At 36.6% G+C, this 18,250-nt stretch carries 16 protein-coding genes; all 16 read right to left on the reverse strand.

The features are described from left to right. Window positions 1-90: 90 nt before the first annotated feature. Window positions 91-1,914, reverse strand: a complete 1,824-nt coding sequence (gene lepA / locus VNN39_RS09070; protein WP_339007079.1) for a translation elongation factor 4 — start codon at window positions 1,912-1,914, stop codon at window positions 91-93. Window positions 1,915-2,024: 110 nt separating this feature from the next. Beyond that, window positions 2,025-3,875, reverse strand: coding sequence for a BglG family transcription antiterminator (locus tag VNN39_RS09075; protein WP_339007081.1), 1,851 nt, complete (start codon window positions 3,873-3,875; stop codon window positions 2,025-2,027). A gap of 81 nt (window positions 3,876-3,956) precedes the next feature. Further along, window positions 3,957-5,411, reverse strand: a complete 1,455-nt coding sequence (locus VNN39_RS09080; protein ID WP_117518167.1) for a glycoside hydrolase family 1 protein — start codon at window positions 5,409-5,411, stop codon at window positions 3,957-3,959. Between the two features lie 24 nt (window positions 5,412-5,435). Then, window positions 5,436-6,689: a PTS sugar transporter subunit IIC gene (locus tag VNN39_RS09085; protein ID WP_165713628.1), complete on the reverse strand. Its 1,254-nt coding sequence runs from the start codon at window positions 6,687-6,689 to the stop codon at window positions 5,436-5,438. Beyond that, window positions 6,682-7,029 carry a PTS lactose/cellobiose transporter subunit IIA gene (locus tag VNN39_RS09090; protein ID WP_096368344.1) on the reverse strand — a complete coding sequence of 116 codons (348 nt, stop codon included), beginning with the start codon at window positions 7,027-7,029 and terminating at the stop codon, window positions 6,682-6,684. Before VNN39_RS09090 ends, VNN39_RS09085 begins: the two co-directional genes overlap by 8 nt. A gap of 28 nt (window positions 7,030-7,057) precedes the next feature. Beyond that, a complete protein-coding gene (locus tag VNN39_RS09095; RefSeq protein ID WP_017369615.1) occupies window positions 7,058-7,372 on the reverse strand; it encodes a PTS sugar transporter subunit IIB in 315 nt (104 codons plus the stop codon). A gap of 356 nt (window positions 7,373-7,728) precedes the next feature. After that, entirely contained in the window at window positions 7,729-9,216 is a 1,488-nt protein-coding gene (locus tag VNN39_RS09100; protein ID WP_339007083.1) for a helix-turn-helix domain-containing protein, read from the reverse strand. Between the two features lie 111 nt (window positions 9,217-9,327). Further along, a complete protein-coding gene (locus VNN39_RS09105) occupies window positions 9,328-11,211 on the reverse strand; it encodes a WxL domain-containing protein (protein WP_338997550.1) in 1,884 nt (627 codons plus the stop codon). Further along, a complete protein-coding gene (locus tag VNN39_RS09110) occupies window positions 11,208-11,534 on the reverse strand; it encodes an LPXTG cell wall anchor domain-containing protein (protein ID WP_207781147.1) in 327 nt (108 codons plus the stop codon). Before VNN39_RS09110 ends, VNN39_RS09105 begins: the two co-directional genes overlap by 4 nt. Next, the gene (locus VNN39_RS09115; RefSeq protein ID WP_338997555.1) at window positions 11,515-12,552 is read right to left on the reverse strand and encodes a DUF916 and DUF3324 domain-containing protein; all 1,038 of its coding nucleotides are present in this window, start codon (window positions 12,550-12,552) and stop codon (window positions 11,515-11,517) included. The genes VNN39_RS09110 and VNN39_RS09115 overlap by 20 nt, the downstream gene beginning before the upstream one ends. A gap of 97 nt (window positions 12,553-12,649) precedes the next feature. Further along, window positions 12,650-13,261, reverse strand: coding sequence for a WxL domain-containing protein (locus tag VNN39_RS09120; RefSeq protein WP_338997557.1), 612 nt, complete (start codon window positions 13,259-13,261; stop codon window positions 12,650-12,652). A gap of 205 nt (window positions 13,262-13,466) precedes the next feature. Further along, window positions 13,467-14,147, reverse strand: coding sequence for an acetolactate decarboxylase (locus VNN39_RS09125; RefSeq protein ID WP_026063820.1), 681 nt, complete (start codon window positions 14,145-14,147; stop codon window positions 13,467-13,469). A 131-nt stretch (window positions 14,148-14,278) separates the two neighbouring features. Beyond that, window positions 14,279-15,022 (reverse strand): 2-dehydro-3-deoxy-phosphogluconate aldolase, encoded by a 744-nt coding sequence (gene dagF, locus VNN39_RS09130; RefSeq protein ID WP_017369608.1) that lies wholly within the window; start codon window positions 15,020-15,022, stop codon window positions 14,279-14,281. A gap of 16 nt (window positions 15,023-15,038) precedes the next feature. Further along, window positions 15,039-16,037 carry a sugar kinase gene (locus VNN39_RS09135; RefSeq protein ID WP_338997559.1) on the reverse strand — a complete coding sequence of 333 codons (999 nt, stop codon included), beginning with the start codon at window positions 16,035-16,037 and terminating at the stop codon, window positions 15,039-15,041. After that, entirely contained in the window at window positions 16,034-17,137 is a 1,104-nt protein-coding gene (locus tag VNN39_RS09140) for a DgaE family pyridoxal phosphate-dependent ammonia lyase (RefSeq protein ID WP_338997561.1), read from the reverse strand. The genes VNN39_RS09135 and VNN39_RS09140 overlap by 4 nt, the downstream gene beginning before the upstream one ends. Window positions 17,138-17,152: 15 nt before the next feature. Then, window positions 17,153-18,250, reverse strand: a complete 1,098-nt coding sequence (locus VNN39_RS09145) for an amidohydrolase/deacetylase family metallohydrolase (RefSeq protein WP_338997563.1) — start codon at window positions 18,248-18,250, stop codon at window positions 17,153-17,155.

The following is an 18,250-nucleotide window of genomic DNA, read 5'->3' on the forward strand; positions in this document are numbered from 1 at the left end:
TCCAGGACGATTATATTTTTATCCAAAAAATAAAGACAGCCTCAAAGACTGTCTTTTACTTATTTGTGATATAAAGTAGCTTATTTACCTTTATTCCTCATCCATAGACAAAACAGAAAGGAAAGCTTCTTGTGGTACTTCTACTGAACCGATCGATTTCATGCGTTTCTTACCAGCCTTTTGTTTTTCCAAAAGTTTACGTTTCCGAGACACGTCACCACCGTAACATTTAGCCAAGACATTTTTACGCAAGGCTTTGATGTCGCTACGTGCCACGATTTTTTGACCAATAGTGGCTTGGATTGGTACTTCAAATTGTTGACGAGGAATAAGTTTTTTGAGTTTTTCAACGATAACTTTACCACGTTCGTAAGCAAAATCTTTATGCACGATAAAGCTAAGGGCATCGACTTTTTCTGAGTTCAAGAGAATATCCATCTTCACGAGGCGTGATGGGCGGTAATCTGAGATTTCATAGTCGAAACTTGCATAGCCTCGTGTTGAAGATTTGAGCTTATCAAAGAAATCAAAGACAATCTCACTCAGCGGGATATGATAAATAACATTGACACGGTTAGCATCAAGATAATCCATCGTCACAAATTTACCACGTTTGCGTTGAGCGAGCTCCATAACGGCTCCGACAAACTCGTTAGGCACCATGATTTGTGCTTTGACAAATGGTTCTTCAATACTTTCAATACGGGTTGGATCAGGGAATTCACTTGGATTTGCCACTTCCATTGTTTCACCATCAGTCGTGTTGACATGGTAAATTACAGATGGTGCGGTCATGATTAGGTCTAAGTTAAATTCGCGTTCCAAGCGCTCTTGGATAACATCCATGTGCAAAAGGCCTAAGAAACCACAACGGAAACCAAACCCAAGCGCTTGGGATGTTTCTGGTTCAAACTGCAAACTGGCGTCATTCAGTTGTAGGCGTTCTAGGGCTTCACGAAGGTCATTATAACGGTTAGAATCAATCGGGTAAAGTCCACAGAAGACCATTGGATTCATTTTTTTATAACCCGCAAGGGCTTCTTCAGCAGGGCGATTAGCTAAAGTGATTGTATTACCAACCCGTGTATCCGCAACTGTCTTAATTGCAGCTGCCAAGTAACCAACATCGCCCGCCATGAGGAAGTCACGCGCCACTGCTTTAGGCGTGAAAATCCCAACCTCTGTCACAACAAATTCTTTACCATTTGACATCAGTTGAATAGTATCACCTACCTTCACAGAACCGTCAACTACACGAATTTGCAAGATAACACCACGATAAGCATCATAAACTGAGTCGAAAATCAGCGCCTTGAGTGGTGCTTCAACATCACCTTGAGGTGCTGGAACCTTCTCCACAACTTGTTCCAAAATTTCTTCAATACCGATACCTGCTTTAGCAGAGGCTAAAACAGCTTCTGACGCGTCTAAACCGATGACATCTTCAACTTCAGTACGCACTCGTTCTGGATCTGCCGCAGGCAAGTCAATTTTATTAATGACGGGTAAAATTTCCAAGTCATTATCTAAAGCCAAATAGACATTGGCCAAAGTTTGGGCTTCAATCCCTTGAGCTGCATCGACTACAAGAATAGCACCTTCACAGGCAGCTAAAGAACGGGAAACTTCATAGGTAAAATCGACGTGTCCAGGCGTATCAATCAAATGGAAAATATAGGTTTTACCATCTTTAGCCGTGTATTCTAACTCAATAGCATTGAGCTTAATCGTGATCCCACGTTCACGCTCCAAATCCATACTGTCCAAAAGCTGAGCTTGCATTTCACGTTTTGAGACCGTTTCGGTCAGTTCAAGGATACGGTCAGCCAGCGTTGATTTTCCGTGGTCAATATGCGCGATGATCGAAAAGTTACGGATTTTCTCCTTGCGCGCGTTCATTTCTTGTATATTCATCATTATTTCCTTAATAAAAAGTCTATTAGCTCTATTATAACATAAAGTTACTTTCTCAAAATAAAGAAATATATAAAAAGATTAATTTATAAGAGAGACCATCAATCAAACTAAACTGAAAGTAATTCAATCATTCTTTCAAGAAATTCTTTTCTATTTTCGCTTCTCCTCAGATATTCAACATGATATTCTTCCGTCAATATTTCTATGAGATGAGGGAAGATCTTGTTAAAATCTTTGGAATCATCTGGACTGATAGTAAAACTCAAAATGAGCTGTACAATTTGATTATCCCAATGGAGTGGTTTTTCAGGTTTAAATATAAGTATGCCAGTCTTTCTTCCTTCATACCTTATTGAATGTGGCAGGGCAATGCCACTACTAAAAGAGGTTGAGGATAAGCCTTCACGTTCAAAAAGTTTCTCAGCAAACTCTTTTTCAGCGAAACCATTCTTAAAAAACCATTGTCCAATTTTCTCAAAAGCTGCTGCTTTTGAAATCTCACCTTTCAGATGGATGAAAGCATTTTCTTGAATTATTTCTGGTAAAAAGCTCCTCAAAAAATATTGATAGCGTTTATTCTTCACTCTATCAATTGCTTCTCTGATGAGGATAAAATCTTTCTCCATTAAAAACTCATGAATCTGTACAGTTTCGTACTGCGGATTGCTTTCTATTATTTTATCAGATGAAAGAATAAGCTCAACATTTTTTTCATCATTAAAACCGTTTTTTACAAACAGAAGTTCATCACCAAATCGCTTTTCCAAACATCCAAGTATTCGATTTTCTCGATCAAGATAACCAGACATTTTAAGTTGGGTTCGTATTTTATATTCATTTTCTTCTTGCTCATCCAAGAAAGAGCCCAGATGAAGGGCTAAGAAGGCTATTTCATCTTCGGCTATCTCAATTTCTAAATCACGTGCAATAAGTGAAGAAAGATAGACTGCTATATCAAATAAAATAGGATAACGCACTTTTATTTCAATAGCACTTAAATTTCTTTTTACTTTTCTATCTTTTATACGATTGTAAAGGTTTTGAGTATGAATAAGTAAGCGTGTCAGAAATTTCTCATCTGTAAAATCTATTAAAAAAACTTCGCTGATTTCTTTTAAAGCATGCTGGAGACTTTCTGATACTTCTTGAGCAACATATGCATCTATTTGTGATTCTGGATGCCCTTTCTCTCCGTCACATAGTAAAGCAAGCTCAATTTTATCTTCTGCTGTAATAACAATGTTATAGTGTTTAAAAAGCCACTGTGAAATCTCCTCAATCATTTCAAAAGAGGGACTCGCAAAATTCTGGTGTTTTAATACTGATTGCTGATGTATAGCAAAAATTAAATGCAAAATGAAATTTTGAAAAAAATAATTATTAACATGGAACCGATAACTTTTAAAAATAGATCTACAAACCTCTGTCATTTCTGATAAGGAAATCTCTCCTAAAAATCTCTGCATTTCTTCTTCTAAGCTTTGAATACTATTCCCTTGTTGGCGAATTAAACTCATGATTAGCTGGCGTTTTTCATCGTAACTTCCTTTTAAATAGTAATAGAAATCATGCTGAGAGATGCGTAAGCCTTTATTACTTATCATTTTTTGTAATATCCCAATGTCTTGTCGTATCGTCGCTTCAGAAACCCATAGTCTTTCTGCTAAATCAAATAAACTAACTCCTTTTTCATTATTTTTTAACAGTAACTGCAAAATGGAAAATCGACGGCTATTTATTGCATCATTCGTGTTGTCTCCTACTTCTTGTTGGCCACTATACCTATAGCCCTCGCGGCTTGCCTCAATAAGTTTCGTTTCCTCTTCATTAAGCTGTTTTACATAGTAGCGAATACTACGATCCGTCACTCCCAAAATTTTTGATAACTCTTTACTGGAAATGAAGTTTTGTTTTCGATTCTTTTTTAAGTATTCTAAAAGAACTTCTCTTTTCTTCATTGCTTACTCCTAACTCATTTATTTTGGAAAATAAGCTCCATCAAAAATAGGGAGCTACGCCAAAAAGGAGTTAAAAACTCCTTAAATTTCTGCACCGTTTGTTGCAATGACCTTTTGATACCAATCAAAACTATCTTTTTTCAAACGTTTACGTGTTCCATTACCTTCATCATCAATATCGACGTAGATAAAACCATAACGTTTAGACATTTGTTGTGACGAACAGCTCACGATGTCAATTGGTCCCCATACACAATAAGCAAATACATCTGCCCCTTCATAAATTGCATGTCCTACCTGCTCAATGTGCTGACTTAAGTAATCTGAGCGATAATTATCATGGATTTTATTATCTATTAATGTGTCATACATTCCAAAGCCATTTTCTGCAATCATAATTGATTTCCCATAACGATCCCAATATTGCGATAAGCTATTATAAAGTCCTTTTGGATCGATATTCCAACCCCAAGGGTTAGCTTCTAAATGCTCATTATTAGTGATATCATAAGGAAGATATCCATTTTTCGATGCATCCACCATCTGCGAGAAATAATAAGAAATAGCTAAATAATCTAAAGTATTCTCACAAAGAATGTGCTTTTCGTCTTCCGTTATTTCAAGATTTATTCCTTTTTGTGCAAAATAGTTCAAAGCAACTTTAGGATATACGCCTCTAAATTGTACATCTGTAAACATATATTGCATTCTATTGTGCCACATTGCAAGATTGATATCCTCCGGCTTACAGGAAGCCGGATAAGCTGTTCCATCTGCTACCATTGTTCCTATCTGAAGGTCAGGTAAGTTTAAAGATTTAGCGTATTTTTGAATCAAGGCCGAAGCAACCATCTGATTATGAACACCTTGGTACTGTGCTTCTTCTTCATTTTCGTACTGGTCTTTACAAATACCTAAAGAAAGAAAGGGCTCTACTTGTATCATATTGATTTGATTAATTACTATCCAGTATTTAACTTTTTTACTAAAACGGTCGAGTAAAGTCTTACCGTAACGGACGAACATCTCAATAATTTTCTTATTTGCCCAGCCTCCGTATTCTAAGGTTAGATGAATAGGTGTTTCATAATGAAGCATCGTAATGATTGGTTCCATACCAACTTCACGTATTTTATCAATCATTTTTTCATAATGTTCAAGTGCTGCTTCATTTGGCTCTAGTTCATCTCCCTGAGGGAAAACTCTAGACCAATCTATTGAAGTCCGAAAAGCTTTCATTCCTGTCTCTGCCAGCATTTCCAAATCTTCCTCGTAAGTATTATAAAAATCTATACCATGACGTTTTGGATAAAAATGTTCCGTATCCGTAATTGCTTTTCTTACTTGTTCTAAGGTCATTCCTTCTTGTTCAAGACGTTGTATTTCCATGTTGTCTAATCCTTTATGATAGGGCTGGACATCAGAAGAATTAGGCATTTTACCATCTTGATGATAGGCACCATCTGCCTGCGAGGCTGCTTGCGCTCCAGCCCAAAGAAAATTCTCTGGAAAATATGCAAATTGATTTTTTTTCATTTTTTACTCCTTTTTATTTTTATTTTAACTTTCATCTTCTTCAGCCCACTCTAAGTCTTGTTGTACCGCTTGCTTATCATAAACTTTGAAGAATGGATAGTATATAATCCACGAAATGACAAAGATAACCAAGACAAAAATTAAACCTGAGATTGATTTAGTAATAATCCATCCTGCAAGTGGTCCCGGCGTGTACCACATCTGGAAAGGTTCACTTGGAATTGGCACCAGATTTAATTTCATTGTTATCCAAAGGATAATCGGTGTAACCAAGCCGGTAATCCAAAATGGAATCATCAAAATTGGATTAAAAGCAATAGGTGCTCCAAAAACAAGTGGCTCATTAATATTGAAAATGGAAGGAACAAGTGAAGCTTTGCCAATCATCCTTAAGCGCGAGGATTTTGCAAGGAATGCCATCATAATACAAAGAGCAAGTGTCGCTCCCCCACCGCCAAGCAAAATTAAGGTTACAGCTTCGACTGTAAAAATATTCACTGGTGCATTACCCGCTGCTACAGCAGCTTGGTTAGCTGCAATACCTGGAAGTTCAATCGCATATAGTACAGGAGTGAGAACCCAACTTGAAATCCCAAAAGAGTACAGGAATGAGAAACCAAGGAAAACCAAAATTGTTAACCCCCAAAAACTTTGTCCAAGACGAGTTAGTGGCTCAAATACAGCATTAATTCCCTCGTAAAGGTTAAAGTGAAGCTGGAAAGTAAAAAGCCATCCAACTAGAAGTACGACAATAATAGGTAATAACGTATTAAACCAAACTGCCACAAAATCAGGTAAACCAGAATCCTCACTGATAAACTTTATTTTTGTAAATAAGTTCATGATAAATCCTACAAACAATCCCGCAAGTAAAGCTGCTATCATACCACCTGTACCAAAAGCGTTGCTGTCAAAACTTATTATACCTGTGGTGGGTTCAATTTTGGGATAAATCAAAATCATAAAGAAAGCCAAACCCGCAAGTCCTGCTTGTTTTGATATTTCTGAATGCTTTTTTTGTTTCATAATAGCACTTGGAATTAAGTAAGAAAGGAAAACTGAAAAGAGGCCAAACGAGAATGTACCAATCATCGAAAAATCTGGGAATCCTTTAACATAAATATTCACAAGACTTAATATTGTTGCAAAAGATCCGATTAAAATCATTGGCATAGCTGCCATGATAGCGTCCTGAATAGCTGCAATCCAAGCATTCTTAGCAAATTTATTAACTTTTGGTGCAAAAGAATCCGTCATCCAATCCATAAATTTATTCATTTTCTTTTTCCTCCAGTCTCTTATAGAGCTTAATAATTTCCTTCACTAAGTTGTGTTCCGTTTTGACGGTCATCACGTGATCTTGAGCATGCCCAAACAACGATGAATAAGGAATTTCAATTCCTTCTGCTTCCTTTTGTAAAGTAGACGTTTGTGCTCTGTGTGCCTCTATTAGCGCAATATTTGCCTCGTTCATAAGGTTGTCTGCTTCTTCAAATTTACCTTGCGCCGCTTGGTCTACTGCTTTAAAAATTGCCTCACGTGCATTTCCCGCGTGCAAAATTACTCCCATGGATACCATAGCAAGATCATCACGTTCAACAGCTTCTGTATTCTCCATTTTTTCTCCTTAACTCATCATCCTACTTTTACTCTGTCTCAAATTTCTTTAGAGCAAACTCAATTAGCCCTTTGCCATCAAGTGACCCATATACTCGCTGAGGAATAATATCGTATTTAACATTATTTGTCTCACAAAGTTCTTTTACTTCATCAATCATATATTTTAGATGAGGAGCAACTAAGAGTAAATCAATTTCTGGAAGAAGGGATGCAACTTCCGTTTCACTTTTTGCTTTAACTTCAACATCCGCTCCTAACTTTTTAGCTGCTTTTCGTGCTGCGGCGGCCATAAAACCTGAGGATGCTCCCGCACCACAGGTTAAGAGTACTTGCTTTGTCATATAATTTCTCCTTTTTCTTATACTGATCTTTAACTTAGAAAAGTATTTCTTTGATGATTTTATTCTAACACTATATGTTAGCGCTATCTTCTATTTTTATTTCCTGATATTAGGAAAAAATTTTACCACTTCTTCTATGTAGATTCTTTAAATAAGAAAAACTAGCACTCTTTTATGCTAGTTTTTCTTATTTAAATCTTTACCCATAGAGTCAATAATATAAAGAAAGTTAAACAAGAGGTATGAATTAATCTGTACTTTATTCCCGTTATTTCATATTTAATAATAATTCTATGTATTGTATTTATACGCAAAGATTATACTAAACTATATGCTGAACATATACTTAAAACAATTCAACGAAACCTCTTCTCATAAAGCGATTTAGACAAAAACTCAATCAAATCAGTCCATGTTTCTTTATCAAAAATATTTTTAAAGTAAAAAACATCTTTTGAAGAGAAATTTCCTTCCGGATCACTAGAAATAATGACATCGGCTTCAGGTATCGTTTTGCAGAAGGCAATCAAATCGCTATTAAAAAATTTTTTCAAGGTATTTTGAATATAAAAACTATTCACAATACTTGAGGTGTGATTAATATAGATTTGTACAGGTACACTTGGTACATTAAGCTCATAAATTGCATATAGTAGAGCTGTCAAACTCTTTCGCTCTAGATCATTCAACCGTTGAGTAGAAGGAAAATAAGTAATGGTCTGATTTAACTTCTCTTTAATCGCACGATAACGAGGCTTTTTTTCAAACATTTTATAATTTTTTTCAATAGGAACTGCACGGTAAAAATCAACATTAAACTGTATGTAACGTGAATACAGGTTGGTAAGCACTAAAAGATAGTATGATTTGACATAATTTTCTTCTGAAAACTCAAAAGCGAACGTCTCGCGAAATTTTTCTAGGAACAAGCTGACCTCATAACCAATAGAAAGTCCCGACTTCTGAAATTTTTCAACCACATCCTTTTTCTCAGATGTATCATCAAACTCGAAAATAAGCCCTCTTACCAAGAAACTGAGGAGTATTGATTCCCTTTCAATAATCTCTGGTGCTACATTAAAAGAAGCAAGGTTTAAACAGTGTTGTCCCCGATAAAATATTGAAATATCTTCTAAAAATGCATGCTCAACCTTGGCATACTTCTTAAAAAAGACGATACGATAAGATGTTACCCCTGCAAGGATAAGTAACTTTTGTTCTTGAGCTTTTGAGAGTTTTCGCTCGATCTTTAAAGTACGCTTTAAAAAATTGATATCAATAAATTCTGGAGGAAAAGCATCCGAGAAGGGCTTTTTTCCTAAAGTATTGAAAAGGTGCCAGTGTGTGAGGTAAAGAAAATAACGTACACCAAGTTCATCTCCCGAAAAATTTGTCGCGTTTGCTAAGTCAAATTCGGCTCTAAAAGGGAGCATAATCTCTTTTACTTGAGTCAATAACTTGTAGACTGTCGGTTCACTAAAATTCAAATCATAGGCTATTTCAGGAATTGACGTGTAACTTTTACGGATAAGTGTAGAGAGGAGACTGTACAAAGGACTTTTCCGCATATAATATAACTTCAAGCGGGTCACGATATAATCTGGTGTCATTTCATTCTTCATTTTTATGACTATTTTTGAAGACTTTTTTATTATCTTAATATCTTGACCAAAAAGTGCATAGATATCTTCTTCAAGTTCCTTGCTGTACCGCCTAAAAGTTTCATTTTTCAAATTCAATTTCTCCTTTAAATCTTTAGAAAATTTACCTGCCCGAGAAAACAAGATGTATTGAAAGAGTTCAATCTTAACTTGTTCCTTTGGCGTTGTGAAAAGCTCTATCATAACTTTTTCTCCTATTTCCACTGCTCGCTTTATATCATCCAACATTTTTTATTTGCTCAAGCCTTTAAAATATAAAAACAGCGAAACGCTGTTTTTATATTTATTATAACTTTATGCTGGTGGCGTACTCTTAGTCGTTGATACAAGATTCCAAGTTATCGTACTGCTAAAAGTCTCTCCTGCATTCAGATTGGCTAGAGGATCTGGTTGTAAGAGCAACTGCCCTGTTAAATCAAAAGCTTCGCTGCTGACCGAATCCACAATGTAATTATCTGTATTATCATCTTTAAGACTTATCTCAAAGGGATAAGTCGACATTGTAAGTTGGCTGTTAAATTTCAGTCTATGATTAGTGTTACTTTGAAAACGACTCATTTTTGCAGATAGTCGCCAACCGCCTTTTGCTCTACTATCTACAATTTCAAGATGGTCTTGTGCAGTGGGCTCTCTGTCTTCTGTTCCTTCATAGATATAACTGGCAGGCAATTGACCAAAATCAAAGTTAGGTACTTGCTGCAAAAGAAGCTTGCCAGCCGCTTTATTAACCAAGAGTTGAGCCTTATTTGAAGAAAGAGTAACTGTTTCTTTTTTACCCTCACCTGTATCAATAGTTGTTGAAAAAGTGACTTGAGCAGCAAAAGGTTTTCCATTTTCTGTCGCTTCTCGCGCTGTCTTCATAAAGGCGCTGTCTTGAGCAAAGGAAAGGACATGATCTGCATCATTGAGACTGGTCAGAGTGTTCACGGTACCTTTATAGTTTTTGACGCCTTGGGCTTCTGAGAAAGATTTAGAAGTATTTCCCTCTATATATTTCCATTCATAACTCCATGATTCAGCGCTTTCCACCGATTTATTCAAATCAGCCAAGCCTTGTCCATCAAGCTCCCAACTCATACCACTATCTTCTGCAACGTTTTTAGCGGCTAAACCACCGAGGTAAATTGTCTTATTATCTGTCGGTATTGTTCCATCATCATTTCTAATACCAGCAGACATCGTAAAAGGAATACCCGGTGCTTGTACATCGGTATTTACTTCGTTCAGTTGATCCCCTGCATCAAATTCAACACTGCGTCCCTCTGTTTTGAGGAAATTAATTCCCTTTAAAGAACTATTCCAAGTAATTTTACCCGTCGCATCACGTGGTGTTGTCACAGCCTTCGCCGAATAAGTAGCTTTTTCAAACACCACATTTGGAGTCGCAATGGAAATACCACTAGCAGCAACTGGCTTATCTTTTACCGTGACTTTAGCAAGTTCAGAATAATAAGTAGCTGCAAATCCCAAGATTGGCACTTGATTTAGCTTTGTTTCCAACTGAAAATAATAATTTCCGGCCTTTAAGTTAGGTACAGAGATGTCAATACTTTGCTTCGTTGAACCAAGTATCCCACTTCTGTCAGAAAATTCACCTATACTGCCTTTATTAAGCCAAGTACCATCCGCTTGTTCTTGCCAAGCATTCACTTTGACTTTAACCGTTCCCCATGTATTCACCCATGATGTCGTCTTAATGCTCAAATCAGCCTTGGTTCCTTCAACAATATACTGCTCTTCTTGGGGCTGTGAAAGAATCCCTGTGCGTAGTGGAAAGAGTAAATAAAGGCCATTACGATCTGGTTCATGGGCATTTGGCAAATCCGTATAGCTTTCATCTGATGACAAGCTCGCAGTTGGAGATGCTTTTTCAGATTGAGGTTTATCTTCGATAGATTTTTCTTGCTCCGGTACCTCAGATGTTCTCGGTGCGTCATTTTCTATTGGGGCTGTCTCTTCAGATGTTTGATCCGTTGAATTTTCAGGCTCAGTAGTTTGATTTGTATCCGTTGTTGATGTTTGAAGTTCTGACTCTTGTGGACTTGAGGTACTTTCCTTATCGTTCATTATACTAGATGAGGGCTGTGTTTCCACATCACTGTCCAAAGCATAAACTGCAGAGCTTGCAGTATTCAGCAGGAGAAAGAGCAATATAAACCCTATATTTATTTTTTTCATTCAAGTTTTCCTTTCTCTACATACCTGCGAGCCAAGAAAAAGACAGCAACAAATAATATTATCATACAACCAAACAAGATTAAAGAATGTTCTTGAGTACTTCCTGTAGAAGGCAAGAGATCGTAATGCACCAACTGTCCATTTTGAGGAATTTCAGGTGGTAAAACTCCTGTATCTCTCACATCCTGATGCACAGTAAAACCAATCTTACTTTGCATCATATTAGCGCTCACTGGCTGTGTAAGGAAAAGATTCGCCAGACAAGATAAGCCTAAGAATGCTAAACTGACCTTTAGTTTTTCATTATTCATCTTCATTATCATCTGTATCACCCTTTCTTTTTCCTAACCCATAGGCCACGAGGAAAATAATAATACTGATACCAACTACTGCAGCTATGATCCACCAAAGATTTGTATTTGATTTTTCTCCCTCTAGCAGCTTACTGTTGACAGTTTCTCTGTTTTTACTGTCAACTCTAAAGTCACGTGCCATATCAAAACTTTTGTCTCCAGACTTCATCAGCATATGATAGGTATATTTTCCGGGTTTTAAAAGATGGTTGTTTGTATCTATTGCGTATTCAAATGAAGAATAGGGAGCCATCTCATATTTTTCTGATTGTGACTGATAAAGCTTGTCTGCTTTTCCTTTTTCAGTGACCCAAGCCTCTACTTTTATTTGTCCAAACATACTTGGAGCTTGGTTACTAACTTCACCTACAACTTTAGGTACCCCTGTATCCGACTTCATCTGTGCGTAAGTCAACTCTAGTTTTGGCGTAATTTTTTTATTGAAATCTTCTGATATTATGACAGGAATTGTCATTGCAAAGGCATTACGAACACCTACACCTTTAGACTTTGCTGTTTCTTTCGGGACTTTGCGAACATAGACACTGCCTAAAATAGTACCTTTTATATTATCTTGAGGTAGCTTAAGATTAAAAGTAATATTCTTTGTCTGCCCAGCAGCAACTGTTACTTTTTGAGTCGCCTTTTTCTCCTCTACCAAATCCTTGAGGGAAAGACCACCTGCTATCATTTTTTTGGAGCTGGGAGTATAATCAATATGGCCATTATTACTTGTCGTTGCTTGGACAAGCTGAACATCAAAATCTTGATTTTCATTTTCTGTCAAATTCTGAACAGCTACCGTTACTGGATAACTTTCATTTTTTTCACCCTGGATTGAGAAATAGCCTGCAGTTGGATCCGTTTGACCCTTTCCAAGTACTGGGGTGACAGTAAAACCTGCACCCTCTTCCGCATGTGCATTCACAGGTAGAAATAAGGTGAATAGCAGTATGGCGAAGCAGCCTAATCCTTTTATAAATTTCATGCTTTTCAACCTCCACTAAAAAATAAAAGCAAGAACCGACAAATCTTAAGTTTTGCCCGTACTTGCTTATACATTTTCATTTATCCGACAACAAAGATTATGCAGTTGGAGCGACGGGTTGTGAAGAACTCAAGTTCCAGTTGATTGTTGTTTCAAAAGCATCATCAGCTGCCAAGTTTGCCTTTGGATTTGCGCCCAAAGATAATTTAGCATTTTCTGCAGAAATAAGGAATTCATCTTTACCATGCGAACCATTACCTTTTGCAAGTTCTACAGGGCTCTTGTCATCTTTAATCACACCTGTAAAATCTTCTCCTAAAGTACCGACCGCTGAAAGGTCTAAAGCTGCACCTTCCAATGAAGTTTTAGAATTTGTAAATTTATCCATATTAGCTGTCAATGTCCAGTCTGATGTACCCAAACGTGTATCGCTAACTAAAACTTTTCCTTCAGCTTGAGCTGCTTTTCCAGTGAACCCTGAGTAAATTGAGCTGGCTTCAAGAACACCATAGTTGAAGCTTGGTACTTCTTTCAATGTTAACGTGCCGTTATCTGGATCCGTTGGATTTCCTGGATCTTTAGCGGTAATCGTGAAGTTAGCAGTAGAATTTTTTGCCTCTGCTTCATCCGCGAATCCTGTAGTAGCTGAAGCCATCGTCATGCTAGACAAGATTCCCATACCCATCGTTGCTAAAAATGCTTTTTTCATAATAAACATCTCCTCTATAAATTTTTATAAGATTATGTGAATCCACCTTGAATAAACTCACTTCTTTATTTTATAATTTATCTTGCAACATAATTATATTTATTTGTGGGAATTTACCTCAGCTCAAGATAAACTTTACGATTTATTTCACATAGAAATTTTAACGACAAAAAAACTACCTTTTAAAGGTAGTTTTTATCTCTTATTACTCAAAGCGCATAGCCTTGAAATTTTCATTTTCTTGAGGAAATTCCTGCTTCATTTCCCCCACTTGACCAACTTCAATGGTAATTTGTCCAGATAAAAATTCAGTCAAGTGACCGCCAAAAGTCTTGTCGTCACTTAAAAAGTGTAGATGAGCACCATCACCATACAGATCTTCTAAAAACTTAGGCGACCAGATACCAACAATCGTTCCCGAAATATTTTTTTCGGTAAAATGAGGCTGTTCAGCCAGTATTTCCAAATAATTTTTCGTATTCTTTGCAGGTTTAGAACTAATTTCCACTGAATCAAAGTGTCCAGTCATTTTTAGACTGTAAGCTGTGTTCCGTGTTGGGAATTTCTCTGTCAGGTCATGCAAGGCTTGCATCGTCAGACCATTAACTTTATAAGTCGCAAAAGGTTGGTGATCAATCACCGCAACATAAGGTAAAGTCTCATCTGGCTTAACTACGCGTACCTGATTTTCAGAATTTCCGTGATAGGCAGTGCCATCAAGAATAATAACTTCTCCATCAGCACCATCTAAGGTACCAATACCAATTTGTCCATATTTTAAAGCTTCTCCAGCAGTTATGGTTCCTTCGTAAAACCCACCATACAGAGTGTTAAAAGAACCATGCTGAAAAATTGCACTCATTTTATTTATAAAACTTTTAACCATGCAACAATTATAGCATATGACATAAACAAACGCTAAAATTAAGCTCTTAATATTTCGACAAATAACACTCTTTTGAATTTTTATTGTTCCTACTTAAAAAGCCTCTATCCTATGACTGAGGCTTGACTTTCTTATTTATTCAAAATGGCTTTCATCATCACAAAAAGGCTCTTTACATCTTCCACTCTTGTGTTTCCTGTTTTTTTATCAATGATTGAAGAATAGACATGAGGAATGATTTTTTCAACGCCGGCATCAACTGCAATTGTTACAATTTCTTCAAAATTTTCTAAATCAATACCGCCTGTTGGTTCCAAATAAAAATCATATTTTGCACAGGCTTCTGCTACTGCTTTATACTCTTCAATATGGTTAAGGCCTTTCATGTTAAAGTATTTAATAGAACTTCCGCCCATATCCTTCAATAAAGCAATCGCTGTTTCGATAGGCACAATACCTGCGGCACTTTGAGAAGATAGTGGCCCCGTTGCAATATTCACCATACCTACTGTTCCTGTCGGTGATACTAAACCATTGATAACCGTTTCATCTTGCCCTAATAATGCGCGACTCGTGCCAACACCGGTAAATACTTGATTGACGTGCTGCGGTTGTAATACTTTTGACAAACGAGAAACCATTGCCGATTGGTTGGGATCACCAGCGCCCAAGCCAACTGATAGCGCATTATTTGTTGCTGCAGCATAGCGTTTCATATCGTTGATAGCCGCCTCGTCTGTATCATAATTTTTTGACAGTACACCCAAGACAATGTGTCCTTCTGCAGCTTCATAACATTCTATTGCATTGTCCACTGAGTGGGCAAGTACATTTAAGCATAAACGGTTTTCTAGATAATTCATTGTTTTGTTCATTTTCGACCTCCTCTTCTTATCGTATAATATCGATATTTTCATCCATCAATTTTGCCTGAATAAGCTCTCGACTTATGATGGGACTGTCTCCATAAGTTGTATATGAAAGTTGTGCGTTAACACTTGCAAATTCAACTGTTTCCTGTAACGTCCAATCTTCAATTAAACCCATAAGTATTCCTGCAGCAAATGCATCGCCTGTACCAATACGATCAAAAGAAATAATTTCACGTTTCTGAGAGTAGACAATATCGGATTGACTTGCAAGAAAACCTTGGAGTATTTTACGATTTCCCTCGTTCACTTTGGTTGTTCCTCCAAAAAATGAAACGTGGTATTCTCTCATAAATTTACGATAAAGCACTTCAACTTGTTCTTCATCCGAATGTTCTATTTTTAAAAGTAGAAGTAAATCCTTTTCACTTCCGAAAACAACATTGCTATAATGTAACATCTTTTTATAACTATCTATTAAAATGTCATGTTCATTAGCTTTTACAAGACTCATCCGATAATTAAAATCAAAACAAATCATAATTTTTAGTTCTTGAGCAATCCTTGCTAAATTTAATGCATTTTCTCGTGATTGTTTCGATGTTGAGAGGGATATTCCACAAATATGTAAAAGTTCAATATCTTTAAGAGCCGTTTTTATTGCTTCATCTGATAGTTTAACTTGACAAAATGCACTTTGACTGCGGTCCATATAGGTTACTTCACTGGGACGATTACCATAGCCCATCTCTAAAAAATAGCTTCCTATATGTTGCCCCTCAATCAAAATTCTTTCATCAGAAACACCTAACTTTCGAACAAAACTTCGAGCAGTTCGTCCGACAGTATTGGATGGAAGCACTGTGAGCAAATGAGTTTTCACGCCATTATGTGCCAAACTTGATAATATATTTAAACCTGTACCGCTAAAAGACATCTCTAAGGATTCTGTCTGTTCTAGCATTTTATAGTTTGGCACTGCAAGGCGCATCATCACTTCTCCAAATGCTAAAACATTCATACAATGGCCTCCATTACCTCTTTTAATTTACGCTCAATATCCAGCATTTCTTCTTGGTTCACGGCACGAATATCAAATTCTATAATGCCATTATTGGCTTGATATTCTCTTGTATAAATAGCCAAATCCCCTTGTTTTAACTTTTGGATGACTTCTACTGCTGTTGTTTGATTACTTGTCACTTTAACACGCGCCCGATAGATTTCTCTGCCTGCCGCATCCTGAACTATACTTGCCTCAAGTCCTTTGATTTCATTAATTTTATCGACAAAAGGACGGAGACGCTGGAGCATACTTTCTTTTGATTCATTACCATTAGCTAAATATAATTCTAATGCCGCAACTAAACCGACAATGTTTTCTTTCCCAATTTTCATTGCTCGGCCAAGCCCTTTGTTTTGCTTTTGAATCCAAGGAATATAGGGATTTCGTCCAATAACCATCGCGCTTGTTGGTGCTTCAATTGCTTTTGCACCACTGTATATAACCAAATCTGCACCTTGCTGATAATAAGTCTGCAAATCTTCTTCTGCTGCCGCATCAACAATCAAGGGCAAATTGTACTTAAGCGCCACTTCTTGCATTTCCTTAACGCTCAACATACTTTTTTGAACAGTGTGATGACTTTTTATATAAAGAAGAGCTGCTGTATTTTCTGTAATTTCCATTTCAACTTGCGTTTGTGAGCATTCATTTGCCCATCCTGCTTCTACAAGTTTACCGCCCCCAACTTGTATCATCACTTCTACACCAGTTCCATAATTAACATTATGTCCCTTAGGCATAACAATTTCACGTTTTTGGATTTTGGAGCTATAGGGATTGTAAATATTATATTCTTGTCCCTGTCCAATAATGGCTGCTATACTTAAAGCAATTCCAGAGCTTGCACTAGAGACAACAGTTGCATTTTCAACAGATAAAAGCTTGGCAATATACTGGCCACTTTTTTCAACTAATGCTTGCATTTCAAAAAAAGATTGCCCCGCTTCCTTTTGTGCTTGAGCAACAGCATCACTCACTTTTGATACACCAAGAATCGTCATTTTCCCGCTCGCATTAATTACTCTTTTTAAATCAAATTTTTCGTAACTGTTCATCTCACTTTTTTCCTTCTAAATATCGAACTTTTCCCCTTTAATAAAGGCCATTCTCGGTATAATTTTTTGATGTGATTGTTCTTTATTCCCATTAGAATCCATCAAATATTTCTCACTTTTTATAAGCTCAAAAAAAGTTAAATCTGCATCAAAATCTTCTTTGAGTTGCCCTTTATTCTTAATTTTTAAAGAATCAGCTGGAGCTTCTGTCACTCGAAAAAGCACCTCGTCTAATGAATATCCAATTGCCAACAATTTTTCCATCGTTATAGCTAAGCTATACACAGGACCATTTTTACGATTTCGTAAATAGATATCTGTACTTATCGAGTCTGCAATAATATTTTCTTTTTTTGCCCGTCTTGCAACTTCAAAGTTGAAACTATCTGTGCCGTGACCTATATCAAAATGAATACCGTTCTTATATGCTTTTTTTGCAAAAGGCTTGATGTTTCCAGTTTGATCGAGTATTCCATTATCTTTTCCATTAAAACAGTGAGTCACAATATCTCCTGTTTCTAAATAAGAAAACAGTTCTTCCAAATCCACTGGTGCTGTCCCAATATGAACCATTAGTGGCAAATTTACTTTACGTTGTAATTCTTTTGCAAGTAATAAAGGTTTTACACCATTTTCACCAATAACTGTTTTACTCATACGAGCTTTTAAACCAATGATAAATTCAGGGAGTTCCTGGAGGCGCTTCATATTTTTTTCAATATTTACTTTCGATAAATCAGCCAGTTCATTTTGTTTTACGATGCCGTCTTTGGAGATATTCATTAAAGCATAAACATTTGTTTTTGCTTTTTGTGCCAGCTGGTAGAAATCTTTAATGTTATTTTCGCCTGTAGAGCCCGCATCAACAATAGTGGTAACGCCACTATTTATTCCAACCTCATCAGGATAGTCATAATACAAGGTCATTTTTTCAAAACAATGCACATGAGCATCTATCCATCCTGCAGAAACATACAGGCCTTGAACATCAATTTCTTCTCTCGCTTTTTCTGTAATTTTTTCAGAAATTTTGCTGATTTTTCCCTTTGTTATACCTATTTCAATGGTTTCTTCGTGAATTGTTTTTGCATTTTTAATCAATGTATCGTACAT

Origin of the sequence: Lactococcus formosensis (assembly GCF_037892375.1) — a bacterium.
Taxonomy (GTDB): Bacteria; Bacillota; Bacilli; order Lactobacillales; family Streptococcaceae; genus Lactococcus; species Lactococcus formosensis.

Coding starts and splice junctions, on each gene's coding strand:
- VNN39_RS09140 (WP_338997561.1), bottom strand. CDS start 17,137: ATGAACAGTTACGAAAAATTTGATTTAAAAAGAGTAATTAATGCGAGC.
- VNN39_RS09135 (WP_338997559.1), bottom strand. CDS start 16,037: ATGAATGTTTTAGCATTTGGAGAAGTGATGATGCGCCTTGCAGTGCCA.
- dagF (WP_017369608.1), bottom strand. CDS start 15,022: ATGAACAAAACAATGAATTATCTAGAAAACCGTTTATGCTTAAATGTA.
- VNN39_RS09085 (WP_165713628.1), bottom strand. CDS start 6,689: ATGAATAAATTTATGGATTGGATGACGGATTCTTTTGCACCAAAAGTT.
- VNN39_RS09090 (WP_096368344.1), bottom strand. CDS start 7,029: ATGGAGAATACAGAAGCTGTTGAACGTGATGATCTTGCTATGGTATCC.
- VNN39_RS09110 (WP_207781147.1), bottom strand. CDS start 11,534: ATGATAATGAAGATGAATAATGAAAAACTAAAGGTCAGTTTAGCATTC.
- VNN39_RS09080 (WP_117518167.1), bottom strand. CDS start 5,411: ATGAAAAAAAATCAATTTGCATATTTTCCAGAGAATTTTCTTTGGGCT.
- VNN39_RS09100 (WP_339007083.1), bottom strand. CDS start 9,216: ATGATAGAGCTTTTCACAACGCCAAAGGAACAAGTTAAGATTGAACTC.
- VNN39_RS09105 (WP_338997550.1), bottom strand. CDS start 11,211: ATGAAAAAAATAAATATAGGGTTTATATTGCTCTTTCTCCTGCTGAAT.
- VNN39_RS09120 (WP_338997557.1), bottom strand. CDS start 13,261: ATGAAAAAAGCATTTTTAGCAACGATGGGTATGGGAATCTTGTCTAGC.
- lepA (WP_339007079.1), bottom strand. CDS start 1,914: ATGAATATACAAGAAATGAACGCGCGCAAGGAGAAAATCCGTAACTTT.
- VNN39_RS09145 (WP_338997563.1), bottom strand. CDS start 18,250: ATGTACGATACATTGATTAAAAATGCAAAAACAATTCACGAAGAAACC.
- VNN39_RS09125 (WP_026063820.1), bottom strand. CDS start 14,147: ATGGTTAAAAGTTTTATAAATAAAATGAGTGCAATTTTTCAGCATGGT.
- VNN39_RS09115 (WP_338997555.1), bottom strand. CDS start 12,552: ATGAAATTTATAAAAGGATTAGGCTGCTTCGCCATACTGCTATTCACC.
- VNN39_RS09075 (WP_339007081.1), bottom strand. CDS start 3,875: ATGAAGAAAAGAGAAGTTCTTTTAGAATACTTAAAAAAGAATCGAAAA.
- VNN39_RS09095 (WP_017369615.1), bottom strand. CDS start 7,372: ATGACAAAGCAAGTACTCTTAACCTGTGGTGCGGGAGCATCCTCAGGT.